The 25,303-nt window shown below is 41.0% G+C and carries 25 protein-coding genes and 1 tRNA gene; 13 read left to right on the forward strand and 13 right to left on the reverse strand.

The window, feature by feature from the left end; all coding sequences use genetic code 11:
* The 12 genes from ybeD to leuS form a co-directional block, all read right to left on the reverse strand.
* On the reverse strand, positions 1-264 hold the full coding sequence (gene ybeD, locus ACVCDT_RS08230) for a DUF493 family protein YbeD (RefSeq protein ID WP_447132285.1): 264 nt from the start codon (positions 262-264) through the stop codon (positions 1-3).
* Positions 265-289: 25 nt separating this feature from the next.
* On the reverse strand, positions 290-1,420 hold the full coding sequence (locus ACVCDT_RS08235; RefSeq protein WP_447132373.1) for a serine hydrolase: 1,131 nt from the start codon (positions 1,418-1,420) through the stop codon (positions 290-292).
* Positions 1,421-1,649: 229 nt separating this feature from the next.
* Positions 1,650-2,456, reverse strand: coding sequence for a septal ring lytic transglycosylase RlpA family protein (locus tag ACVCDT_RS08240; protein ID WP_447132286.1), 807 nt, complete (start codon positions 2,454-2,456; stop codon positions 1,650-1,652).
* Between the two features lie 6 nt (positions 2,457-2,462).
* Positions 2,463-3,455, reverse strand: a complete 993-nt coding sequence (mltB, locus tag ACVCDT_RS08245; RefSeq protein ID WP_447132287.1) for a lytic murein transglycosylase B — start codon at positions 3,453-3,455, stop codon at positions 2,463-2,465.
* Between the two features lie 36 nt (positions 3,456-3,491).
* Positions 3,492-4,610 (reverse strand): rod shape-determining protein RodA, encoded by a 1,119-nt coding sequence (gene rodA, locus ACVCDT_RS08250; RefSeq protein ID WP_447132288.1) that lies wholly within the window; start codon positions 4,608-4,610, stop codon positions 3,492-3,494.
* Positions 4,610-6,541, reverse strand: a complete 1,932-nt coding sequence (mrdA, locus tag ACVCDT_RS08255; protein WP_447132289.1) for a penicillin-binding protein 2 — start codon at positions 6,539-6,541, stop codon at positions 4,610-4,612. The genes rodA and mrdA overlap by 1 nt, the downstream gene beginning before the upstream one ends.
* Positions 6,542-6,543: 2 nt before the next feature.
* Positions 6,544-7,014: a 23S rRNA (pseudouridine(1915)-N(3))-methyltransferase RlmH gene (rlmH, locus tag ACVCDT_RS08260; RefSeq protein ID WP_447132290.1), complete on the reverse strand. Its 471-nt coding sequence runs from the start codon at positions 7,012-7,014 to the stop codon at positions 6,544-6,546.
* A 31-nt stretch (positions 7,015-7,045) separates the two neighbouring features.
* Positions 7,046-7,363, reverse strand: a complete 318-nt coding sequence (gene rsfS, locus ACVCDT_RS08265) for a ribosome silencing factor (RefSeq protein ID WP_447132291.1) — start codon at positions 7,361-7,363, stop codon at positions 7,046-7,048.
* 61 nt (positions 7,364-7,424) lie between these two features.
* A complete protein-coding gene (nadD, locus tag ACVCDT_RS08270) occupies positions 7,425-8,102 on the reverse strand; it encodes a nicotinate-nucleotide adenylyltransferase (protein WP_447132292.1) in 678 nt (225 codons plus the stop codon).
* Positions 8,095-9,132 carry a DNA polymerase III subunit delta gene (gene holA, locus ACVCDT_RS08275; RefSeq protein ID WP_447132293.1) on the reverse strand — a complete coding sequence of 346 codons (1,038 nt, stop codon included), beginning with the start codon at positions 9,130-9,132 and terminating at the stop codon, positions 8,095-8,097. Before holA ends, nadD begins: the two co-directional genes overlap by 8 nt.
* The gene (locus tag ACVCDT_RS08280) at positions 9,132-9,671 is read right to left on the reverse strand and encodes an LPS-assembly lipoprotein LptE (protein WP_447132294.1); all 540 of its coding nucleotides are present in this window, start codon (positions 9,669-9,671) and stop codon (positions 9,132-9,134) included. The genes holA and ACVCDT_RS08280 overlap by 1 nt, the downstream gene beginning before the upstream one ends.
* A gap of 1 nt (position 9,672) precedes the next feature.
* A complete protein-coding gene (leuS, locus tag ACVCDT_RS08285) occupies positions 9,673-12,270 on the reverse strand; it encodes a leucine--tRNA ligase (RefSeq protein WP_447132295.1) in 2,598 nt (865 codons plus the stop codon).
* A 271-nt stretch (positions 12,271-12,541) separates the two neighbouring features.
* On the opposite strand from leuS, the gene ACVCDT_RS08290 reads away from it, so the two are divergent.
* Both ACVCDT_RS08290 and ACVCDT_RS08295 read left to right on the forward strand, forming a co-directional pair.
* Complete coding sequence (locus tag ACVCDT_RS08290) at positions 12,542-14,929, forward strand: Lon protease family protein (protein WP_447132296.1); 2,388 nt, start codon at positions 12,542-12,544, stop codon at positions 14,927-14,929.
* A gap of 97 nt (positions 14,930-15,026) precedes the next feature.
* Positions 15,027-15,518: an FKBP-type peptidyl-prolyl cis-trans isomerase gene (locus ACVCDT_RS08295; protein WP_447132297.1), complete on the forward strand. Its 492-nt coding sequence runs from the start codon at positions 15,027-15,029 to the stop codon at positions 15,516-15,518.
* Between the two features lie 87 nt (positions 15,519-15,605).
* Here ACVCDT_RS08295 and yhbY read toward each other — a convergent pair whose 3' ends face one another.
* Positions 15,606-15,902 (reverse strand): ribosome assembly RNA-binding protein YhbY, encoded by a 297-nt coding sequence (gene yhbY / locus ACVCDT_RS08300; RefSeq protein ID WP_447132298.1) that lies wholly within the window; start codon positions 15,900-15,902, stop codon positions 15,606-15,608.
* A gap of 398 nt (positions 15,903-16,300) precedes the next feature.
* On the opposite strand from yhbY, the gene ftsH reads away from it, so the two are divergent.
* From ftsH to trmD, 11 genes are all read left to right on the forward strand, one after another.
* Positions 16,301-18,238, forward strand: coding sequence for an ATP-dependent zinc metalloprotease FtsH (gene ftsH / locus ACVCDT_RS08305; RefSeq protein ID WP_447132299.1), 1,938 nt, complete (start codon positions 16,301-16,303; stop codon positions 18,236-18,238).
* 85 nt (positions 18,239-18,323) lie between these two features.
* On the forward strand, positions 18,324-19,160 hold the full coding sequence (folP, locus tag ACVCDT_RS08310; protein ID WP_447132300.1) for a dihydropteroate synthase: 837 nt from the start codon (positions 18,324-18,326) through the stop codon (positions 19,158-19,160).
* Positions 19,157-20,497 carry a phosphoglucosamine mutase gene (gene glmM, locus ACVCDT_RS08315; RefSeq protein WP_447132301.1) on the forward strand — a complete coding sequence of 447 codons (1,341 nt, stop codon included), beginning with the start codon at positions 19,157-19,159 and terminating at the stop codon, positions 20,495-20,497. The genes folP and glmM overlap by 4 nt, the downstream gene beginning before the upstream one ends.
* A 99-nt stretch (positions 20,498-20,596) precedes the next feature.
* On the forward strand, positions 20,597-21,343 hold the full coding sequence (tpiA, locus tag ACVCDT_RS08320) for a triose-phosphate isomerase (protein WP_447132302.1): 747 nt from the start codon (positions 20,597-20,599) through the stop codon (positions 21,341-21,343).
* Positions 21,344-21,352: 9 nt separating this feature from the next.
* Positions 21,353-21,733 (forward strand): preprotein translocase subunit SecG, encoded by a 381-nt coding sequence (gene secG / locus ACVCDT_RS08325; RefSeq protein ID WP_447132303.1) that lies wholly within the window; start codon positions 21,353-21,355, stop codon positions 21,731-21,733.
* A gap of 13 nt (positions 21,734-21,746) precedes the next feature.
* Positions 21,747-21,831 (forward strand) — tRNA-Leu (locus tag ACVCDT_RS08330).
* 108 nt (positions 21,832-21,939) lie between these two features.
* On the forward strand, positions 21,940-23,019 hold the full coding sequence (locus ACVCDT_RS08335) for a metalloprotease (protein ID WP_447132304.1): 1,080 nt from the start codon (positions 21,940-21,942) through the stop codon (positions 23,017-23,019).
* Positions 23,020-23,107: 88 nt separating this feature from the next.
* Positions 23,108-23,491 (forward strand): hypothetical protein, encoded by a 384-nt coding sequence (locus ACVCDT_RS08340; RefSeq protein ID WP_447132305.1) that lies wholly within the window; start codon positions 23,108-23,110, stop codon positions 23,489-23,491.
* A gap of 187 nt (positions 23,492-23,678) precedes the next feature.
* On the forward strand, positions 23,679-23,930 hold the full coding sequence (rpsP, locus tag ACVCDT_RS08345) for a 30S ribosomal protein S16 (RefSeq protein ID WP_447132306.1): 252 nt from the start codon (positions 23,679-23,681) through the stop codon (positions 23,928-23,930).
* Between the two features lie 34 nt (positions 23,931-23,964).
* Entirely contained in the window at positions 23,965-24,495 is a 531-nt protein-coding gene (gene rimM / locus ACVCDT_RS08350) for a ribosome maturation factor RimM (protein WP_447132307.1), read from the forward strand.
* Positions 24,495-25,286 carry a tRNA (guanosine(37)-N1)-methyltransferase TrmD gene (gene trmD, locus ACVCDT_RS08355; RefSeq protein ID WP_447132308.1) on the forward strand — a complete coding sequence of 264 codons (792 nt, stop codon included), beginning with the start codon at positions 24,495-24,497 and terminating at the stop codon, positions 25,284-25,286. Before rimM ends, trmD begins: the two co-directional genes overlap by 1 nt.
* Positions 25,287-25,303 lie beyond the last annotated feature (17 nt).

A 25,303-nucleotide genomic window follows, 5' to 3' on the forward strand; every position in this document is an offset into this window, starting at 1 on the left:
TTACAATACCACTCTAACTAATTCTAATTTAGATAACTCTGTATACAGGGTTTCCATATGGGTTTTGCTGGTCACAGTGACACTTAAAGATAATGAATGATAGTTACCCTTAGAGCTGGGTTTAACTTTAGGCACATAATCACCAGGTGCATGTTCTTGTAAACAAGCTATCACATCTTGTGGCAGTCGCTCGTGAGCTAGGCCCATTATTTTAAAAGTTTGCTGGCATGGAAAGTCCAGCAATTGATCAAACTTAGTATCCATATAAATCTCTGAATTTGGTTTAAAACTAGCTATCAAAGCCAAGTTTTAGTTTTACGAAGTCGAGCATACGGTCAAACATACCGCCTTGCTTAACTTCTTGTAAGGCTACCAATGGGTAAACTGCAATGTCTTCGCCGTCAATTTGTAAGAATAATTTACCTACTACTTCGCCTTTAGCTAGCGGGGCTTCGAGTTTTTTGTCTAACTCAAAGTTTGCCTTTAGGTTTTTGCTTTGACCGCGCGGAATGTTAATGGGGGTATCTTGTAAAATACCAAGATCGACAGTTTCTTTGTCGCCCATAAATATGCGGTGCGATACAAAACTGTCACCTGCTTTGTATGGGGTAATGGTTTCATAAAAACGAAATCCATACTTAAGTAGTTTTTTGTTTTCGACTTTACGTGCTCTTTCACTATCTGTGCCCATAACCACAGAAATTAAACGCATGTCGCCTTGCGAGGCTGAGGTTATTAAGCTGTATCCGGCATCAGATGTATGGCCAGTTTTGATACCGTCTACATTTAAGCTTTTATCCCACAATAGGCCATTGCGGTTGTATTGTTTAATATCGTTAAAGGTAAACTCTTTTTCAGCGTAAATTGCATATTCTTCTGGCACATCACGAATTAACGCAGCAGATAGAATGGCCATGTCTCTAGGCGTTGTATAGTGGTCACCATCATGCAAGCCGTGGCTATTTACAAAATGGGTAGAGGTCATGCCAAGTCTTTGTGCATGCATATTCATCATACTCGCAAAGGCGTCTTCACTACCGGCGATGTGTTCGGCCATGGCCACACAAGCATCGTTACCCGATTGAATAATAATGCCGCGGTTTAGGTCTGCAACTGAGATTTTTTTGCCCACCTCAATAAACATTTTTGAAGAATCGGGAAAGTTTTTCGCCCAGGCATTTTCTGAAATAGTGACTAAATCGGTTTCTTTAATATTGCCGTTTTTGAGTTCCATTCCAATTACATAGCTGGTCATCATTTTGGTTAAACTAGCTGGAGGTAATTGAATATCCGCATTTTGTTCTGCAATCACATTTCCGGTTTGGAAATCCATCAAAATAAACCCTTTAGCGGATACGCTAGGCGCCGGAGGAATAACCACAGCAGCACTGACAGAAAAAACACTAAGACATAAAGCCATACTGGCTAACAAGGTTTTCAATAAAGATAAAGGTTTAAGCATTAAACTACCGTTTTATAAAAATGTGAAAATTGAAACTTTTAAAAAACTGAGCTTTCAAAAGTCGCGTCAAAATTTGCGCGTTAATATAGCACTTTGCGCGTTTGATTTCTGCAATGCAGTGGATTAAATCGCATTTAAAATCATGATTTTTCGAAGTTAAGACCTAATTAGGTGCTAAAAGTTTAACCTAAGTTGCATCAACATAAACTTTATAGGCATGCGGGTAGCCATTAGTGTGTAATTCTTCTAGTAAGTTTTTGGCTTGGGTTTCATTAGCTATTGGCCCTAGTTGTAATTTGTATAGATTATTTTGCCATTTAGTTTGAAAAGGTAACTCATACAAAATTTGCAATGCTTGTCCTAACTGGTTGATTTTATTTTTATTTTTTAATGCAGCAACTTGAACAAACAATTGTTTGTCAGCAGCTTTTTTAATTATTGGTTGATTGCCAACGGTTAAGTTTCCATTTTTATCTATATGCAGTACATCGACTTTTACCTCAGCCAGACCGGTTTTTAACATATCTAACTTAAGCGCAGCCGCATAAGATAAATCAATTAGGCGGCCTGCATGAAACGGCCCTCTATCATTAATTCTTACTACTACTTGTTTGCCATTGGCTAAGTTAGTTACCCGTGCAAATGAGGGGAGAGGCAAGGTTTTATGGGCGGCAGACATTTGATACATATCATAAATTTCGCCATTTGAGGTTTTATGCCCATGAAATTTTTGTCCATACCAACTGGCATAGCCTTGTTTACTGTACCCTTTGCCTGTATTCAGTGGGTGATACTTTACGCCTCTTATGGTGTAGGGGCGCATATTGGCTTTGGCATAAGGTAAATAAGTCACTACCGCATCTTCTGTGGTGACCTGGTTAGGAATAACATGGGGCGCAGAATCTTGCGCTTGATAATAGCGACCTGTGGGGGCACAAGCAGCTAAAGCCAAAAGCACAATAAGATAACTTAGGTTAAGATGTAACGCTTTCATCAGGGCTTAGCTATCTTGATTTTGTAAAGGCTTGAACTGTGCTTGCAGTTGTTGACTGAATTGATACACAGCCATAGCATAAAGAGGACTGTGATTATACCGAGTTATCACATAAAAATTATGTAAGCCCACCCAGTATTCTTGGTTGTTAGCTTGCTCAAATGCCAGTAATTTGACTTTGCTGCTCGGCTCAAGTGTGGCATCTATCAATTTAACTCCAGCTTGTTGTAAAGCTTGCCATTCGGTTTTTGGTTTGAGGGATTTTGACAACCACTTTTGCTGTTGATTGCCCGCTACTTGGGCTTTAAATGCAACTTGAGCATGCCTTTTCCAACCATTCTGTTTAAAATAATTGGCCACACTGCCAATGACATCAATGGGATTATTAAATAAGTCGCGTACGCCATCTTGATCATAATCTATGGCATAGTGCCTATAACTTGAAGGTATAAACTGCCCCCAACCCATAGCCCCGGCATAAGAGCCCTGTATAGCTGTGATATCAAACTGTTCTTGTTGGGCTAATAAAAATAGTTGAGTTAATTCACTTTTAAAAAAGCGTGAACGTTTAGGGTAGTGAAAACCTAAAGTAAATAACGCGTCTAACACTGAATATTTGCCTAGGTAGGTCCCGTAAAAGCTTTCTACCCCAATAATGGCCACAATTATCTGGGCTGGTACCCCAGTTTCTTGTTCAACCTTAGATAGGGTGTGTTGATGGGTTTGCCAAAACTCTAGTCCCTTAGATAAGCGTTTATCAGTGAGAAATATTGGATAGTATTGATGCCAGGGTTTGGCTTCCCATGGTTTAGAAATGGCCTTAAGTATGTCGGGATTTTTATTCGCCAGTGCTAAAGTTTGCTCGATATACTGAGCTTCAAAGCCATGTTGATTAACCATAAGTTCAATAAAGTCTTGTTTGGCATTAGCAGCTAATAGCTGACTTGAAAGACTGAAAAAGAGTAAAAAGGTAAGCAGCTTAGGTTGAACAAAGGTCATTTTTATTCCAAAAAATCAAGTCACAAGTCGACAGAGTTATTCACGAGACATAATACGTTTTTGGGTGCTTATAGCCATTAATATACCAAAGCCCGCTAACAAGGTAACCATAGAGGTACCTCCATAACTAACCAAAGGTAATGGCACACCAACCACAGGCAAAATGCCAGAAACCATGCCCATATTTACAAAAACATAAACAAAAAACGTCAGAGTGATACTACCGGCTAAAATTTTGCTGAAAGCGTCTTGCGCTTTTACTGCGATTAACATGCCGCGTATGACGATAAAACTGTAAATAGCTAATAAGCCTACCACGCCCCAAAACCCAAATTCTTCACTAAACACCGCAAAAATAAAGTCTGTGTGTCGTTCAGGTAAAAACTCTAATTGTGATTGGGTGCCTTGCAGCCAGCCTTTTCCTTCTGCGCCACCAGAGCCTATGGCTATTTTTGACTGAATAATGTGATAACCCGATCCTAAAGGGTCACTTTCAGGGTTTAGAAAGGTAAGTACCCTTTGTTTTTGATAATCCTGCATTAGGAATATCCACATAATAGGGGTAAATGCCGAAGCCGCTACTGCCACAAATGAGATAAAGCGCCAACTCATACCAGCTAAAAATAAGGCAAAAATTCCTGAACTGGCAATAAGTAAAGATGTGCCTAAATCAGGCTGGCGAGCAATCAGTAAAGTTGGCACAGCCACTAGGGCAAAACCGCATAAAATTTGCCAGGTTTTGGGTGGAAGATTAAAGCGACTAATGTACCAAGCCACCATCATAGGGACCGCAAGTTTCATTATTTCAGAAGGCTGAAAGCGCACTACACCAAGGTCTAGCCATCTTTGTGCGCCTTTGCTTGATACTCCCACAATTAGTACCGCCACTAACATGGCGATCCCTACAATGTAAAAGTAAACCGATAACTTGTGATAGGCCATAGGTGGAATTTGCGCAACGATAAACATTACCCCTATAGCTAAACCTAAACGGGTGAGTTGCCGGGTGATTAAATCTAGATCTTGGCCACCTGCAGAATAGATTGTGACTAAACCAACAGCCATTAAAACTAATAAACCTAAAAGCAATAAGCCATCGCAGTGCACTTTGTTTAACCAGGAACGTTGGTCGGCAATGAGTTTTGTTCTAAGCATTAAGGCCTACTCTCTATTTGGGCGAACTCTGCACTATTGCCTTCAAAAGTTAAGGCTTCTATTAACTGGTGTTCAGGAAAACTTTGATCTTTTAGGTAGTTATCCATCATTTTTCGTGCGATAGGGGCGGCTTGTGCGCCCCCATGTCCGGCATTTTCTAAAACCACAGTTACCGCAATTTGGGGTTTATCATAAGGCGCATAACCCACGTACATGGCATTATCGCGGTTTTTCTTAGACAGCTTTTCTGCGTCATATTTTTCATCTTGAGCAATACTGACAAGTTGTGCGGTGCCGGTTTTCCCGCCAGACACATAATGTGCTCCTTTAAAGGCTTTACGTGCAGTGCCATGCTCTCTGTTGACTGTTCCATACATAGCATCTAGCACAATATCCCAGTTTTGTTCATTCGTGATAGAGATAGGTCGGCGCTCGCGTACGTCTTGCTGTTGAAGTTGTTGATTGACCATATTCCCACGAATAATTTGTGGTATCACGCGTTTGCCTTTATTCACTAAAGTGGTAATTGACTGAGTTAACTGTACTGGAGTGGCAGTCCAATAACTTTGCCCTATACCAATATTGATGGTGTCACCTATATACCAAGGACGATTGTACAAGGCTTTAACTATACCGCGACTAGGCATAATACCATCGGCTTCTTCGTGTAAATCTATGCCAGTATATTCACCAAATCCAAACTCACTCATATGTTGACTAATTCTATCTATACCTAGCTTGTAAGCCATATCATAAAAAAAGATGTCGCAGCTAACTTCAATAGATTTAGTGACATTTACCCAGCCATGCCCATAAGGGTTATGATCGCGCCATATACGCTCAACATTCTTTAACTGATATTTGCCAATATCGTAAACCCGCGAATCATGGGTTATAACCTGTTCTTCTAGCCCAGCTAAGGCTAAATGAGGTTTAACAGTAGAAGCTGGAGGGTATTGTCCTTGAGTTGCTCGATTGAATAACGGCCTATCTGATGTGAGTAACTTTTTATAATTTTTACTACTAATGCCGTGCACAAATAAATTTGGGTCATAGCTTGGGCTGCTGTATAAAGCTAAAATTCCGCCATCTTCTGGATCCATGGCTACCACTGAGCCGCGCTCACCAGCAAAGGCTTTTTCGGCTTCGAGTTGTAAGTTTAAATCAATATTAAGAACAATATCTTGCCCAGGAATAGGGGGATTAAAGTCTAAGGTGCGAATGATGCGGCCTTGATTATTGACTTCTACCTCTTGGTAACCAACCTGACCATGTAATAATTCTTCATGATATTTCTCTACCCCTCGCTTACCAATATCATAGGTCGCCGCATAATTGGCCTCTAACCCCGCTTCGCTAAGTTTTTGTAGATCTTTTTTATTAATTTTAGCCACATAACCTAAAACATGGGTGAGGGCACTACCATAGGGATAAAAACGAGCTAAACGTGCTTCAATAGATACCCCGGCAAACTTATGTTGATTGGCCGAAAACAGCGCGACTTGTTTTTCTGATAATCGATTAATAAGAGTGACAGGTTTAAAGCGCCTATTGCCTTTTAATTCTTGATAAAAATCTTTTACATCTTCTGGATCAATGGTTAATAGTTTGGCCAGTTGATTAATGCTGGTTTCTAAGTCGGCTGATTCTTCTGGTACCACTTGTAAACTAAATACCGGCCGATTTTCTGCCAATAACACCCCGTTTCTGTCGTAAATTAACCCGCGGTTAGGGGCAACGGGTAAAACTTTAATTCGATTGCCGTTAGAGCGTGTTTGATAATCTTCAAAGCGACTAATTTGTAGATAGTATAAATTGGTGAGTAACATGCCTATCATTACAAATACCACTAACAAACCAATAAAGGTACGCCTAGCAAATAAATTTGCTTCAGCGGTGTGGTCTTTGATCATAATGCGAGGTCTAGGCAAAGTTACTCTCTATGATAAGGATGATTATTATTAATAGACCAAGCGCGATATAGGCTTTCGGCAACTATCACCCGTACTAAAGGGTGGGGTAAGGTTAGACTCGACAAGGACCATTTTTGTTCCGCTATCTTGATACAGTCTGGGGCCAGCCCTTCGGGTCCGCCAATCAACAAACTGACATCGCGTCCGTCCATTTGCCATTGTTGCATGGTTTTTGCCAGTTTGGGGGTATCCCATGGTGCTCCATTTACTTCTAAGGTAACCACTCTATTGCCTTTAGGAATAGCAGCTAAGGTGAGTTCCCCTTCTTTTTGTAAAATTCGCTTGATGTCGGCATTTTTACCGCGCTTTCCAGCCGCAATTTCGGTTAATTGCAAAGGCATATCTGCAGGAAAACGCCGACTATATTCTTTAAAGCCTTGTTCTACCCAAGCAGGCATTTTTATGCCTACTGCTATCATTTGTATACGCATTAAAAGTGACTGTATTTGAAAACTCTGTGCCTTAAGCCCAAAGTTTTTCCAGTTGATAAAACTCTCTGGCTTCGTCTTGCATAACGTGTAGCACTACATCCCCAAGATCAACCAATACCCAGTCGCCAGTTTCGCGGCCTTCGATACTAAGAGGTTGAGTTCCAGCTTGTTTGGCTTCTACTACTACATGTTCGGCAATTGATATTACGTGGCGTTTAGAGTTGCCCGTGCAAATAACCATGGTTTCTGTAATAGAGGATTTTTCTGAGACGTCTAATTCCACTATGTCTCTTGCTTTTAAGTCTTCAATTTTATCCGTAACAAAGGCTTTTAATTGTAGGTGATCCAAAGATTTTCCTTTTGATTGATTTTTAAACCAGTATTAATTGACTAGTTTATCAGAAATATGCCTATGGCTGATAGAGCTTATGTTGTTGAATGTAAGTTAAAACCTCACTTGGCAACAAGTTGGCCTCTAGCGAGTGGGTACCTAATTGCTGACGAATAGCGCTAGATGAAAGCGTTAAGGGTTGAGTATCGGCTAGATATATATGTCCATTAAGACGGGTGTGCAGATCTTGTGGATCTAGAGTTTGTTTATCTTTTAACAGTTTTTGTAGCTGTGTTTGCCGCTGCGGGTCTTGGCTTAAAGCATCTACCGCCTGACCTTTGCGGTGGCAAACGATAAAGTGGCAATAATCAAATAACGCCTCCCATTGGTACCAAGAGGTAAGAGTATAGAGAGAGTCTGTGCCAATAAAAAAACATAATGGGCTACGCGGGTGTTCAGCCCTTAACTCTTTGAGTGAATCAATGCTAACTGTAGGAATATTACGTTTAATGTCTCTTGGATCAGGGTAAAAAATTGGATGGTGTTGGCAGACTAACTCAAGCATTTTAAATCTGTGTTGGCTAGAGGCACTGGCAGCTGATTTATGACTTGGTATAAAACATGGCAACAAGGCAATTTTTTTTATGTGGGTAAGGGTAGCGGCTTCGAGAATAGGTTGTATATGCCCAAAGTGAATAGGATCAAAGGTGCCACCAAAAATGCCTAAAGCAGGAGCCAGTTGCATAGTTTTAGTCAAACAGGGCGTAATCTAAGGGTAAATTGTCCATGTTAAATGGCATAAACAATAAACATAAATGACACAACTCAATATAAGGCCTCACAATTTGTGATTGTTTAATTGCATGATCAAATTCGGCTAACTTGTGTTGTATTTGGGTTAAGTGTTGAGGGCTTAATCTGTGTAAGGCTTTTTGATAAAAAGCTTGACGATTTTTCCAGATCCTATGTTGGTTCCAGTTGATACTTTTTCCAAGTTGCTTGTCTTCAAGCAATGCGTTTAAGGTTTGCCACTCCCGGGTAAGTGCCCAAGCAATAATAGTAGGCTCAACTCCTTCAGACTCAAGTCGATACAACATTTTCACTGCTTTTTGCCCATCACCCGCTAATAATACGTCTATTAGATGAAAGACTGTAAATCTAGATTGGTCCACCACAGCTTGTTCAACTTCTTGCAAACTTGGATTGCCTTGAGGATAGAGTAACAATAATTTTTCAATTTCTTGTTTGGCAGCAAGTAAATTGCCTTCGCAATAATCAACTAAAAGTTGGGCAATTTGTGGATTGGCTTGCATGCCTGCCGTTTGCATTTGCTGGTTAATCCACTGATGCAAGGCATTGCCTTCAAGGGGATAACAAGGAACGTAAACCCCTTGCTTATCTAAAGCTTTAAACCATTTGGTATTTTGCACATCTTTGCCAATTTTACCGCCATGTAAAACTAACAATAAATCGGGGTTATCTTGTTGCGCTAACATAGCCAAAATCTTGCTGCCTTGCGCCCCTGGTTTACCCGTGGGTAACTCTAGCTCTATGTATTGTTTGCTAGAAAATAACGATAGACTTTGGGTGGCTTCAATCAGTAAATCCCAATTAAACTGGGCATCGGCGACTAAGGTTTGGCGCTCATCAAAGCCTTGAGCTAAAGCACAAGTGCGTAAGTTTTCTATGCAGGTTAGTTTTTGCTGTGGTTCGTCACCAAAAATGAGATAAAAACCTTTAAGCTGACTCTTATTATCCAAATTAAAACGATTGGGATATAGCTGCATTAGTTAGCCGTTGTCTGTTGCCAATTAACATAAGAGCTCGCCAATTGGCGAATAATTCGATTAGCGGCTTCCATACGCATTTCACTGTGAATTAAATCTAATTCCCGTGACTTAGCTAGCACCGCATTAGGATCGTCTTGATATTCACGGGTCACATCAAAAGACATAATTTGCGGTTCTTGTTCGGGAAATTGCATTTGATAATTCACCGTATACACCAATTCATACTCGGCCACCTGACCATTAGAAAACAGCGACAAAAGTCGCCTTTCTAATTTTTCAGATTGCAAATATATACTGGCATCGGGTTGTTTATCTAGGTTTGCTTGAAGGGCACTGTTTTCCCACAATTGAATATCAAAGCCTTGCAAGGCTTTAGTCAAAATGCGATGCAAGGGCGAGTTATTATGTGCCGCTTTTAGTTGCAAATATTCAATGCCACTGGGCAAACCATAGTCGCCGCGCAATTTAAATCCGCAGCCAAGCAAAGTGACACACACTAGGCTTAGTAACAGAGATGATTTGCCCCAAAGTCGCATATTAATTCGCTACTATGTTTAACAACTTACCAGGCACGTAAATTACCTTACGTATGGTTTTGCCTTGAGTATGTTGTTGTACATTATGTTCGTTTAATCCTAACTGCTCGATTTGTTCTTTTGAAATATCAGCAGCAACAGTGATTTTGGCGCGTACTTTACCATTCACTTGTACTATTACTAATTTTTCATCTTCCACTAGGGCAGCGGCATCAACTTGTGGCCAAGGGGCGGTTTCTACTCCACCTTGATGCCCTAAGTCTTGATACATAACATGACAAATATGCGGGGCAATAGGTGCTAACAATAGCACTAAAGTGTTAACCCCTTCGCGCATAATGGCAAGGTCTTGCGGAGTGTCAGTAGGGGCCTTTTGTAAATGATTTAACAATTCCATGGTGGCTGCAATAGCAGTGTTAAAGGTTTGACGGCGGCCAATATCATCACTGACTTTTTCAATGGTTTTGTGGATTACGCGTCTAAGATCTTTTTGTTTACTGCTCAGTGCACTTTTGTCTAAAGCTGGTACTTCACCTGCTTCAATATGCTCTTGCACTAAAGTCCATAGACGTTTAACAAAACGGTGTGCGCCTTCTACACCTGAGTCTATCCACTCTAAGGTTTGCTCTGGTGGCGCAGCAAACATAGTGAATACACGGATAGTGTCAGCCCCATACAAATCAATCACTTGCTGTGGATCTATGCCATTATTTTTAGACTTAGACATTTTAGTCATGCCGCCGTGAAAGACTTCTTGGCCATCACTGTTTAAAATTGCTTTAGTGATCCTACCTTTTTCATCTTTTTCACAGCTTACATCAGCAGGTGAGTACCAAGTTTGTTTGCCTTTTGCATCTTCTCGATAAAAAGAGTCGGCTAATACCATGCCTTGGCATAATAAACGCTTATAGGGCTCGTCTGATTCAACTAAACCTTCATCACGCAATAACTTATGGAAAAAGCGTGAGTACAACAAATGTAAAATTGCATGTTCAATGCCACCAACATATTGGTCTACAGGCAACCAATAATTGGCTTGGCTAGGGTCAAGCATTGCTTGATCGTTTTGGGCGCTACAATATCGAGCGTAATACCAAGACGACTCCATAAAAGTGTCAAAGGTATCAGTTTCACGCAGAGCCGGCTGGCCTTGGTATTCTGTTTTGGCCCACTCAGGGTCGGCTTTAATTGGCGACACCACACCGTTCATGACTACGTCTTCTGGTAACTCAACGGGTAGTTGATCACTAGGCACAGGCACTGATTCGCCATTTTCAAGATTTAACATAGGGATAGGGCTGCCCCAATATCGCTGTCTGGAGACTCCCCAATCACGCAATCGATAATTGACGGTTTTTTTGCCTTTTCCCAGTTCAACAAGTTTTTCGGCAATTTTTTCAAACGCCTCTTCAGAAGATAAACCATCAAATTCATTAGAATTAATTAGTTGACCTTTTTCAGTGAAAGCCCCTTGGCTTAAATCACACTCAGCTTCGTCTACTGGGCGAATCACTTGTTGTATATCTAGGCCATATTTAGTGGCAAATTCCCAATCTCTTTGATCGTGACCTGGAACCGACATGACCGCACCTGAGCCATATCCCATAAGTACAAAGTTAGCCACCCAAATTGGCACTTTGTTGCCAGTTAATGGATGAATGGCATATAAGCCTGTGGCACAGCCTTTCTTTTCCATGGTAGCCATGTCTGCCTCGGCTACCTTAGTGTTTTTGCACTCTTCGATAAACTGGGTTAAATCTGGATTGTTTTTGGCTGCGTCTAATGCGATAGGGTGTTGTGCTGCTACTGCCACATAAGTCACCCCTAGGAGTGTGTCTGGGCGAGTAGTGTAAACATCAAAGTTATTCAGCTCGGCAACGGGTTGCTCAAGATCAAAACAGATTTCTACCCCTTCAGAACGTCCTATCCAGTTTTTTTGCATGGCACGAACTTGATCGGGCCATTCTTCAAGTTGCTCTAAATCTTTTACTAATTCTTCAGCGTAATCAGTAATTTTAATAAACCATTGAGGAATTTCTTTTTGCTCAACCAAAGCCCCTGAACGCCAACCTCTGCCGTCTATTACTTGTTCATTGGCTAAAACCGTATGATCCACCGGATCCCAATTCACTGTGGCATTCTTTTTATACACTAAGCCTTTTTCGTACAAGCGTGTGAAGAACCATTGTTCCCAGCGGTAATAGTCTTTTTTGCAGGTGGCAACTTCTCTATCCCAATCGTAACCAAAGCCTAACGACTTTAATTGGGTTTTCATGTACTCAATGTTGGAATAGGTCCACTTAGCCGGGGCGGTATTATTATTAATTGCCGCATTTTCTGCAGGTAAACCAAATGCGTCCCAACCCATAGGTTGTAAGACGTTTTTACCTAACATTCTTTGGTAACGACTAATTACATCACCAATAGTGTAATTACGTACGTGCCCCATGTGTAAACGGCCACTAGGATAAGGGAACATAGAAAGACAATAGAATTTTTCTTTATCTTCTTGCTCGGTGGCTTTAAAGGTCTGTTGGGTTTCCCAATAGGCTTGAACCTCTTTTTCTATTGCTTGAGGTTGATATTGTTTTTCGGCCATTAACAAAGATTTCCGTGACTATGGGATAGGATCAGTAGGATCCTAAACATTGATATAAAAATTAGCTAGTTAGAATACCTTAGCGTATCCCTTGCAAACAATAGCTAAGTGCCGATTTATGCCGCTTTATTATGAGTTTTTGATTTGCAAGGCTAAATTGTATGTAAAGTAGTCAGTTGTTTATAATCTTTCGCTATCTGTTTGACACCTTTGTCATTACAGGTTTCACTAAATAACGATTTCCTTAACCTGTGACTAACGAAGCTACACTATGCAAAGCAAATATGCATTAGAACTACAGCAGCTTACTGCTAAACCTAGCAGGCGCTTAATTAACCAAGCTCTTAAAGATGATCTTGCTTTAACTTCAACCTTTATTGGGCAAGATAGGGCGCGTGATGCTTTATCTTTTGGCTTGGGTATTAAAGCTCGAGGTTACAATTTATATGTTATGGGCGAGCAAGCCACAGGGCGTTTTACTTTAGTTCATGAGTTCATCAACAAATATGTAAGTAAAACGGTTACACCAGACGATTGGTGTTACATCAACAATTTTGAAGACGAACGCGAACCTTTTGCTTTGCGCTTACCTGCCGGAGAAAGTAAAAAGTTAGTCAAAGACATGCAAAGTTTAGTGGACGAATTATTAGACACTTTTCCAGCTGCGTTTGACAACCCAGGTTATCAACGAAAAAAAGCCGCCATTACGCGCGAATTTGATCAAGGTTACGACCAAGCTATTGCGGCTGTAGAACAATTGGCTTTTAAGCAAGGAGTGGCCTTATTCGAAGAGAATGGCAGTATTTCTTTTTCGCCGTTAATTAAGGGTAAACCCATTGAAGATGCTGAGTTTGCCAAAGAGTCTGAAGAAACTAGGCAGCATTATTATCAGGTTATTAATCAATTAGAAGATAAGCTTAGCGAAGCCTTAATTGAACTGCCTAATTGGAAGCGCAATACCGCTGAAAAACTGCGTGAATTAAAAAAACATACAGCCGAGCTAGGCATTCGACCTTTGCTAAAAGATTTAGAACATAAATATGCTGCCGATTTAGCCATTTTAAAATTTTTACGTCAGTTAAAGCCGCATTTAGTGGAAACCGTTGTTGAGGTATTAGCTGATGATAAAAAAGACGATAAACACGATGAATATGACAAGCGTTCTATTTTAGAAGAACAGTATTTGCCCAATGTTTTAGTGGCTCATCAAATTAATAGCGGTTCGCCAGTTATATATGAGCCTAACCCCACCCATCAAAATTTATTTGGGCGAGTGGAGTACACCAATATTCAGGGCTCTGTATTTACTAATTATCGAATGATCCGCCCCGGTGCTGTGCATAAAGCTAATGGCGGCTACTTATTGTTAGATATGGATAAATTGGTGGATCAACCCTATGTGTGGGAAACCTTAAAATTGGTGTTGAAATTTGGTTCGTTAAAAATGGACTTACCCCAAGCAGATGTAGGCATGGTAAATTCTATTACCTTAAATCCACAACAAATCCCAATCGATCTAAAGGTGATTTTACTTGGCTCTCGCGACTTGTATTACACCTTACAAGACTACGATGATGAGTTTTATGAACTGTTTAGAGTGTTGGTAGATTTTGATCACGAAATAGCCCTAGATAAAAAGACCTTATTTGATTTTGTTGGCAGAGTGCGAGTGCAGGTTCAGGCGCTAGGATTGCAAGGTATTTCGGCTAAGGCCATGTATCGATTAGTTGAGTACAGCTTACGTTTGGCCGAACATCAGCAACGTTTGTCAGCACGCTTTTCAGATGTGATTGAATTATTGCATGAAGCCGAATATTTTTGCCAACAACAACTGAGCAGAGAATTAGATGTCACCCATATAGAGCTAGCACTGGCCGCCAAAACGCATCGCACAGGCAGGGTCAGTGAAGCCGTACTTGACGATATCAAACAAGGTCAAATTTTAATTGCTACCCAAGGCTTAGATGTTGGTAAAGTGAATGGCTTAACCGTATTGGAGGTAGGTGACAGTATGTTTGGTACGCCAGCGCGTATCACTTCCACTGTGTATGCTGGTGCCAATGGGGTAGTGGATATAGAGCGCGAAGTGGAGCTGGGTCAACCTATTCACTCTAAAGGTGTCATGCTGCTAACAGGTTATTTAGGTTATAAGTATGCCCAACTATTTCCGTTAACCTTAAGTGCCAATATTGCCATTGAGCAATCTTACGGACATATTGATGGCGATAGCGCTTCGTTAGCCGAGTTAGTGGCACTCATTTCGGCCCTAACAAAAATGCCAGTACGTCAAGATTTAGCTATCACGGGCTCGATTAACCAGTATGGTCAAGTTCAGTCTGTCGGTGGAGTAAACGAAAAAATCGAAGGTTTTTTTAAATTATGCCAGCATAGAGGCTTAACAGGTCAGCAAGGTGTAGTTATCCCCCGCTCAAATCAGGTCAACTTAGTGTTAGATAAAGACGTATTAGCGGCAGTCAAAGCTAATACCTTTCATATTTGTGTAGTGGATACAGTGGATCAAGCGCTAGAATTATTAATGGACAAAGAAGTTGGGGTACTAAATAGCAAAGGGCGATACCCCAAAGGTTCGATTAATTATATGGCAGTAACTAGCCTGCTAAATATTGCCAATATAGTGGCAGGTGCCGACGACGAATAATTAGATAGGTTCCACAAAGCTAGCCAGACGTAACACCTGCGGGCTTATTCTGCTATGCTTTGCGGCTATTTTTAACTAAATAAAAGAAGTATTTAACATGCAAATCTCTAAAGGCACAGTAGTGCAATTTCACTATAAAATAAAAGACTTAGACGGCAAAGTGTTGGAGTCTAACTTTGGTCAACAAGCCGTGGCCTATTTACACGGTTACAACAATATGATGCCAGGGGTAGAAAAATCTTTGGAGTCTATGAAAAAAAGCGACCTAATTGAAGTTGAACTAGAGGCCAAGGAAACCTATGGTGAAATTCAAGCAGATAGCGAACAACGGATTTCAGTAAAACACCTTCACAGTGCTGAGAAAAAGCCTAAATGGAAAGCAGGCATGACAGCAGTGGTAAACACTGAACAAGGTCAAAGAGAAGTGACAATAGTAAAAGTAGGTAAGTTTATGGTGACTATAGACACCAACCACCCATTAGCGGGTAAAACGCTGCAATTTGAATTACAAGTAGAAGATGTACGTGCAGCTACTGATGAAGAAATTGAGCATGGCCATGCCCATGGTGTAGGCGGTCATCAGCACTAAGGCTTAACATGCCATGACTATTATTTTAGTCATGGCATATTTATATTTAGCCTTGCCTATTTAATGCGGGCAAAACTTTTAAATATATTACTTTCTTGGGATCTCGATTTTTTTCTCGTCACTTTGTTTAAACATTACTAAAGTGTGGCCGATGGTTTGTAATTTTTCAGCACCGGTTTCGCGAATGATCGCATCCATGATCAATTTTTTTTCTTCTTTATCATCAGTCGGGACTTTTACTTTGATGAGTTCGTGATGATTTAGCGCATTGTCTATTTCCGCTAACACGCCTTCTGTTAAGCCGTTATTGCCCAATTGCACAACAGGTTTTAACGAATGGGCTAAGCCCTTGAGGTGCTGTTTTTGTTTGTTTGATAAAGTCATTAGTTAGGATTTCTTACAAATTTATTAAAGATGAATGGTTGAAAAGCGCTATTCTAACGCCATCTTTGAGTTATTCCTAATTTGAATGTCTTTTTTTAATCAAATCTAAATCTAAAAATTACGATTAAACGTACCAATAGGGTGAGGTAAATGCACATTTTGCGAGTAAATTTGTGCAGATAAGGAAATTGTATGGTCGAAGTAGAGGTCTGGGTTTAGATATAGCATCTAAAGCAAATAAATTACCTCAACCAAAATCAATAAATTCAAGTATTTTAGCGGTTTATCTGGTGGCGACGAGATACAAATTATAGTAGTCTGCAGCTTACTTATTTTTAAGGCGCAAGACGCAAATCATAGAGTCGATAAGATTCTAGTAACAACAGAGGTTTAACAACTTGAGCGACATGGCAAAAAATTTAATCTTATGGCTGGTTATCGCTGTCGTATTGATGTCGGTTTTCCAAAATTTTTCGGGTAACGAATCAAAAGCAACCAATACTGATTACACTATGTTTTTACGTGATGTCAGTAATGGCGTAGTTAGCAGTGCCACCATCGACAGAAATACTGGGCAAATTAAGGGTGTTAAGCGTAACGGTGAATCATTCACCACTATCATCCCTTACACTGACCTAGCCTTGATGGATGAGTTAATTGAAAACAATGTAGCGGTGTTTGGTAAAGAGCCAGAAGAGCCGTCTATTTTAACCTCTATATTTATTTCTTGGTTCCCTATGTTGTTGCTTATTGGGGTGTGGATTTTCTTCATGCGTCAAATGCAAGGCGGTGGCGGCAAAGGAGCCATGTCTTTTGGTAAGAGCAAGGCGCGTTTGTTGGGCGAAGATCAAATCAAAACCACTTTTGCCGATGTTGCGGGTTGTGATGAAGCCAAAGAAGACGTATCTGAACTAGTTGACTTTTTACGTGACCCTAGCAAGTTCCAAAAGCTAGGAGGCAAAATTCCTAAAGGCGTATTAATGGTGGGTCCTCCTGGTACAGGTAAAACCCTATTAGCCAAAGCCATAGCGGGTGAAGCTAAAGTACCCTTCTTTACCATTTCGGGTTCAGACTTTGTAGAAATGTTTGTTGGTGTAGGTGCATCACGTGTGCGTGACATGTTTGACCAAGCTAAAAAGTCGGCACCTTGCATAATCTTCATTGATGAAATCGATGCTGTAGGTCGTCAGCGTGGCGCTGGATTAGGCGGCGGACATGATGAAAGAGAGCAAACCTTAAACCAAATGTTGGTTGAAATGGACGGCTTTGAAGGTCATGAAGGCATCATAGTTATAGCCGCGACTAACCGTCCTGACGTACTAGATCCTGCATTACTTCGTCCTGGTCGCTTTGACCGTCAAGTGACAGTAGGTCTACCTGATATTCGTGGGCGTGAACAAATTCTTAAAGTTCATATGCGTAAGGTACCCCTTGGCGAAAATGTTGAAGCCAGCTTAATTGCTAGAGGTACGCCAGGATTCTCTGGTGCTGATTTAGCTAACTTAGTTAACGAGGCTGCGTTATTTGCTGCTCGCTCAGGTAAAAAAGTGGTGTCGATGGAAGAATTCGACAAGGCTAAAGATAAGATCATGATGGGCTCAGAGCGTAAGACCATGGTGATGTCTGAAGAAGAAAAAACCAACACAGCTTATCACGAAGCCGGTCATGCCATAGTGGGTCGTTTAGTACCAGAGCACGATCCTGTGTATAAAGTTTCTATTATTCCTCGTGGTCGAGCATTGGGGGTAACTATGTACCTTCCGGAGCAAGATAGGTATAGCCACAGCAAACAACATTTAGAGAGCATGATTTCAAGTTTGTTTGGTGGACGTATTGCTGAAGCCATGACCTTAGGAGAAGACGGTGTCACCACTGGGGCTTCAAACGATATTGAGCGTGCCACTGATATTGCGCGTAAAATGGTTACCCAATGGGGCTTGTCATCAAAAATGGGCCCAATGTTATATGCTGAAGAAGAAGGCGAAGTCTTTTTAGGGCGCAGCATGTCTAAAGCGAAAAACATGTCAGATGATACCGCTCGTGCTATAGATGCTGAAATTAAGTCTATTATCGACCGTAATTACGAACGTGCAGAAAAAATCCTCACAGAAAACCGTGATATTTTAGAAGCCATGAAAGACTGCTTAATGAAGTACGAAACCATTGACGCAAAACAAATTGACGATTTGATGGCACGTAAAGAGCCTAGACCTCCAGCAGATTGGGAGCGTGATAACAAAGGCGACAATGACAAACCAACAGGTGGGGCTAAAGTGACAGATTCAGAAAAGCCCAACCAAAGCAATGTAGGAAAGCCGGGTGACGCAACCAGCTAACTAAGGCGCAATCCATAAAACGCTTTGTTGTAAAAACAGCAAAGCGTTTTTTTTCGACTTAATTTTATTTACAGGTGTACAGGGTATGCAGTTTGGTCAGGTTAATTTAGATTTAAACACCCCCAAGATAATGGGCATTTTAAATGTTACTCCAGATTCTTTTTCAGATGGTGGTACCTTTAACCAATTAAACCAAGCACTGGATCACGCCAACTTAATGTTATCTGAAGGGGCCAACATTATAGACGTAGGGGGAGAGTCAACTCGCCCTGGGGCAAAAGAAGTGCCAGTGCAGCAAGAACTAGACAGGGTGATCCCGATAATTGAAGGGATCAGTGAGCGTTTTGATACCATTGTCTCAATAGATACCAGCAAAGCCATAGTGATGAAAGAGGCGGTTGCAGCAGGTGCAAGATTAATCAATGACGTGCGCGCGTTACAAGAGCCTGGAGCCTTAGCCCAAGCAGTACAATGCCAAGTGCCAGTGTGTATTATGCACATGCAAGGTCAGCCTAGAGTGATGCAACACAATCCAGTTTATGCCAATGTGGTGCAAGAGGTGTTTGAGTTTTTGCAACAACGCATAAAAGAATGTACCCAAGCTGGAATTAATAAAGATCAGATTATTGTTGATCCTGGCTTTGGCTTTGGTAAATCTTTAGAACATAATTACGCATTATTAGCTGAGTTAGACAAATTTCATGCTCTACAAGTCCCCATTTTGGCCGGCATGTCTCGAAAGTCTATGTTGGGTAAACTGTTAAACAGAGAAGTAGATCAACGTTTAGCTGGTAATATTGCGGTGGCCACAATTGCAGCGCAAAAGGGTGCACAAATAATTCGTGTACATGATGTGAAAGAGAGCTTAGATGCTGTTAAAGTAGTGAATAAAGTTAAAGCTTGCAGGAATAATAATAAATGAGCGAAAGAAAGTATTTTGGAACCGATGGTATTCGCGGAAAAGTGGGTGAAAACTTAATTAACCCAGAGTTTGTGATGAAGTTAGGCTGGGCAGCTGGAAAAGTCTTGGCTGGTCAAGGCACCAATAAAGTGTTGATAGGTAAAGACACCCGAATTTCTGGCTATATGTTGGAATCCGCACTTGAAGCCGGCCTATCAGCAGCGGGGATCAATATTGGTTTACTAGGCCCAATGCCAACTCCAGCCATTGCCTATTTAACAAAAACCTTTCGTTCAGAAGCCGGCATAGTGATCAGTGCTTCACATAACCCTTATTACGACAATGGTATTAAGTTCTTTTCTGCTGATGGCATGAAGTTAGATGATGACATCGAAACAGCCATTGAAGCTCAACTAGACAAACCTATGGAATGTGTAGCCTCAGATAAATTGGGTAAAGCGGTACGCATTGGTGATGCTGCTGGGCGTTATATAGAATTTTGTAAAGGCAATTTTCCGTCTTCTCTATCTTTAACTGGCTTAAAGATAGTTGTTGATTGTGCCCATGGAGCTACATACCACATTGCGCCAAATGTTTTGAGCGAGTTAGGTGCAGAAGTGATTGAAATTGGAACTGAGCCTAACGGTTTAAATATCAATCAAAAAGTTGGCGCAACATCAATGAAAGCCGTAACTGAAAGTGTGCTTGCCAATAAAGCAGATCTTGGTTTTGCCTTAGACGGTGATGGCGACCGAATCATGCTAGTTGACCACAAAGGCAATGTGATTGATGGTGACCAAATTGTGTATATTATTGCCAGAGATGCGCTTAAAAATGGTGTGTTAAAAGGTGGAGTAGTAGGCACAGTGATGAGTAATCTTGGCTTAGAAGTGGCACTAGGTACCTTAGGTGTGCCTTTTGTTCGCAGTAAAGTTGGAGACCGTTATGTGATGGAATTGCTTAAGAAAAAAGGCTGGTCTATTGGTGGAGAGGGGTCTGGCCATGTGCTTAATCTTAATGCCGCATCTACTGGAGATGGCATAGTTGCCGGCCTACAAGTATTAGCGGCTATGTTAAATGCTGACTTAACCTTAAATGAGTTAAGTCGAGGCATGATCAAATACCCGCAAACCTTAATTAATGTGCGTTTTACCTCTGGTACTGCGCTATTAGAAAATCCAGCAGTAAAAAAAGCGGTAATTGAAGCTGAGACTGCTCTCGAAGATAGAGGCCGGGTATTGTTACGTAAGAGTGGCACCGAACCATTAATTCGTGTCATGGTTGAGGCCAATGAAGAGCAAGAATCAAAAAACTGGGCTGAGCATATAGCTGAAGCTGTGCGTAAAGTGACCAAATAATTAATCTTACCACTAATATTCCCTACCACTACTTGTATAATGTGGTGGGGTTGGTTAATATCTCGCGCGCTTTTTTATTGGCGCTACATGGAGCAAATTGTGCAAATAAATAAACGTAGGAAGCTAGTCGCAGGGAATTGGAAAATGAACGGCGATCTTAATCTGGTTAAGCACATGCAAACTCAGATTAAACAAGCAGAGTTAAACAATATGGATGTGGTCATTTGTCCACCTTTTCCGTACTTAGCTTTGTTTGATAAGGATATGTGTTTAGGTGCGCAAAATGTTAGTCAGTTTGATGCAGGCGCACATACAGGTGAAGTGTCTGTAGCCATGCTAGCCGAATTAAATTGCCAATATGTGATTGTGGGGCATTCTGAAAGAAGAACCGACAATGACGAATCTAACCAAGTAGTGGCGAGTAAAGTAGCACAGGTTTTAAACGCGGGTTTAACCCCAATATTATGTGTGGGTGAGCCAGAAGAAGTACGTGATAATGGTAACTTGTTTAGTTTTTTAGCTGAACAGTTAGATGCAGTACTTACAGCAGTAGGCATTACCAACTTTGCCAAATTAGTCTTGGCTTACGAGCCTATATGGGCTATTGGTACAGGCAAAACCGCAAGCCCAGAGCAAGCGCAAGAGGTACATGCATTTATTCGTGCTCACCTCGCAAAACAAGATCCCAATATTGCTGCCAATGTAAGTATTTTGTATGGCGGTAGTGTTAAAGCAAATAACGCCGAGGAATTGTTTTCTCAGGCAGACGTAGATGGTGGATTAATTGGCGGTGCCAGTTTAAATTCGGACGATTTTTTAAGCATTTGCCAAGCGGCAAATCAGTAGAGGCTACACATGTTTTACGAAGTATTAATAGTTGTTTATTTAATTGTTGCGGTAATGTTGATTGGTTTTGTACTTATTCAACAGGGTAAAGGTGCCGATATGGGCGCATCTTTTGGTAGTGGTGGATCTAATACAGTATTTGGTTCAACCGGCTCTGGCAACTTTTTAACCAGAACTACCGCCATTCTAGCGACTTTGTTTTTTGTCATTAGCTTGATTTTAGGTAATCAAACTGCCGACAAAGAAAAAGCGGTTGATGAGTGGCAAAACCTAGAAGTACCAGTAGTTGAAGCGGTAGACTCAGATGTGCCAGTTTCTCAACAAGCAGTGCAAGCTGAATCAGACGTACCTGCAGTAGACGAGCCAAAAGCAGAAGACGTACCTAACTAAAACTTCCTCTTTAGCGGATGTGGTGGAATTGGTAGACACGCAGCCTTGAGGGGGCTGTGGCTTAGGCCGTGAGAGTTCGAGTCTCTCCATCCGCACCAAATTATTAAAAAGGTCTTAGTTTATTCTAAGACCTTTTTTTGTAGGTTAGGTTTAACCTAAGTTTCTATTTGAATTATCCCCTAGGTTTTATTTACAGAGAGTATTAAGTGCAATTATTAGCAATAGCCTGTTTAGGCAAAACACTGAGATTAGAAGGCTCTATGGCTGGTTGGCAACAGCTGTTTTGGGGGGGTGACTGCGTTTCGCAAATAAATGCTAGTGCGGATACTGAACATTTTTCCCATCAATTTAATATTCAGAGCGAGCAGGGAGAATTGCGGGTAGAGCTTAAGGGGAGGCTACAATGGCAACCTTTTCAGCTGCAGTATGAGTTATTCATAAATGATGAAGTGCTAGAACAAAATACCCTAGTGGAAAAAGATATTGAACAAAGGCAAGTGATCCTGGGGCCTAAACAAGGGTTAAAATTTAGTTTCATTGGTATGGCAGGATTAGGCTTAAAACTGTTTAAAAGTGCCAAAGTGATTAAAGTGTTATTTGCCGCAGGAAGCTTAGCGGCTTATAGCTGGTTGTTTTCTATTGAGTTTGCCATTGCCCTAATACTTTGCCTGGTCTTCCATGAATATGGTCACATTAAAGCGATGAAGTACTTTGGCTTAAAAACTAAAGGTATTTACCTTATCCCCTTTGTAGGCGGCTTAGCGCTTAGCGACGATAAAATTAATACTCGTTGGCAAGATGTTGTGATTTCAATTATGGGGCCATTTTTTGGCTTGATATTGTCTGTAGTGTGTTTAGTGGGCTATTGGCTTACCGATATTGAAATTCTCGCTGGTTTAGCCGTTTTTAACGCTTTGCTGAATTTATTTAATATGTTGCCAGTGTTGCCTTTAGATGGTGGTCATATATTAAAAAGTATCGCTTTTTCAATAAATTCTAAAGTGGGTCTGGTTGCTTGTATATTAGGCGCAGCCTTAGGGGTTTATGTGAGTTATCACTTTGGTTTAGCTTTGTTAGGATTTTTACTGGCTATTGGTAGTGTTGAAATATTTTTTGAATACAAACGCCGCCACCTAAGTGAATTACTGCCGTTAAATCGTTATGCGCAATGGGTGTCCATTTTATGGTATGTGCTTACCTTAGGTGGTTTGAGTGCCATTATTTGGCTGTTAGGGCAATCTGATAATGGTGCCTTGTCTTTACCGTTAAAAATATTAAGTAGTTAATTAAAGTTTTAAGTACTTATCTAGCCTGTCAGTTTAAGAGGTACTGTGCTAAAACTTTAAAAACAAATAAAAAAGGTCGGTTTGCATAATGAGCTATAAGGTAGCTGTGGAAGAAGATCATGTCTATGTAAAGTATCTAGGGCTCATAGATGGTTTAGACATTATCAGAATGGCTGCAGATAATGATTTTGTAAATCAGGTTAGGCGTTTGCAAACTGTTGTTCATGATTTTTCTTTTTGTGATGATGTGCAATTAAAGTTTGAAGACTTACATGAGGTGACAGTGCTGGCCAATGTTGAGTCGAATTTTGCCGAAAAGCTGTTTGCCATTATTATCCCAAAAACCGCAGAGGGTTATGATCGGGTCGCCACTTTAACTCAAGGGATAAAATCACCCGATTGGACAGTGATGGTTGCACAAAATTACCCCCAAGCCTTAATTAAAATCCAAACAAGCAAAGAAGTTAAATAACACACCCCTCACTCCACTCTTATGCCAGATTTCAAAATAAAAATGAATTAACTTGACTGTATAGTTAATTAAACTTGCATAAGTGTGTCAAATCCGTACAATACCGCGGCCTTTTATCTAGCTAATTCTTGTTAGATTTAGAGGTACATTAAGTTAACGTTAACGCTACAACGAGTTTGAGGCATATATGGTTACTATTCGTTTACAGCGTGGTGGCGCTAAAAAGCGTCCATTTTATCAAGTAGTGGTTGCAGACAGTCGTCGTTCACGCGATGGCCGTTTTATTGAAAACATTGGTTTTTTCAATCCAACTGCACAAGGTCAAGAAGAGCGTTTACGCTTAGATCTAGACCGTGTTGAGCATTGGGTTGGGGTAGGCGCAGGCTTATCTGACCGTGTTGCACGCTTGGTAAAAGATGCACAAAAAGCAGCTGCTTAATTGCAGATGTTAAAAAGTATAAAGGTATAAAACAATGAGTCTGACGTCTGACACATTAGTGATTGGCAAAATCGGCGCACCTTATGGTGTTAAAGGTTGGGTCAAAATCACCTCTTATACCCATGATTTAAACGGCGTGTTTGCCTACACTCCTTGGCTTTTGGGTCAAGTGCAAGAAGGCAATGAGTATGTCGTAGACCAATGGCGAACCCACAATAAAGGTTTGGTTGCCAAGTTAGTTGGGGTAGAAACTAGAGACGATGCAGAGCGCATTAAAAATCTCGAAATTTCTATAAAAGCAGAATTGCTACCTGAACTAGCAGACAACGATGTTTATTGGCGTGAGTTAGTCGGCATGCAAGTGATAACTGATAAAGGTTACAACTTGGGTGTCATAAAAGAGTTATTTGAAACCGGCGCTAATGACGTAATGTTAGTCAAAGCCAACCTCAATGACGCTTTTGGTCAAAAAGAACGCATGGTTCCTTATTTGCTTGACCAAGTAGTGAAGCAAATAGACCGGCAGGCAAAAACGATCACAGTGGATTGGGATCCTGCATTTTAATGCAAGAACCTAAACAGGGTAAAAATCGTTGGTTTGGTGTTGTGAGTCTGTTTCCAGAAATGTTTCAGACCTTCACCCAACAGGGCGTAGTAGGACGAGCCGTTAAAAATGGCTTATTGCAAGTTGAGTGTTTTAATCCACGAGACTTTACGCACGACAAACATCGTACAGTCGATGACCGACCTTACGGTGGTGGCCCTGGTATGCTGATGATGGTTCAGCCATTAACAGACGCTATTCTGGCAGCTAAACAAGCTGCCGGAAGAAAAACAAAAGTGATTTACCTTTCTCCCCAAGGGAAAAAGCTAGATCAAGCAGGGGTGAAGCAGCTTTCTGAAAATGAAAGTTTGATCCTAGTTGCTGGTCGTTACGAGGGTATCGACGAACGGGTAATACAAACACAGGTTGACGAGGAATGGTCGATTGGTGATTACGTGTTAAGTGGTGGCGAACTTCCTGCGATGATCTTAATGGATGCAGTGTCAAGATTTGTACCCGGTGTGTTAGGGCATACACAATCTGCTGAGCAAGACTCTTTTAGTCATGGCTTGTTAGATTGTCCGCACTATACACGCCCAGAAAACTTGGACGGCGAGCTGGTTCCTAAGGTGTTGTTAAGTGGTGATCACGAAAAAATCAGGCAGTGGCGGTTACAACAGTCGTTAGGTAGAACCTGGCAACGACGCCCTGAATTATTAAACGATCTAGCTCTGACTGAGGAGCAGCAAAACTTGTTAGATGAATATCAGCAAAGTTTGTTGCAGCATGAGAATACTCAAAAAGACAGTTAATCTAGAATGAGAGGATA

Source organism: Paraglaciecola aestuariivivens, assembly GCF_052983255.1.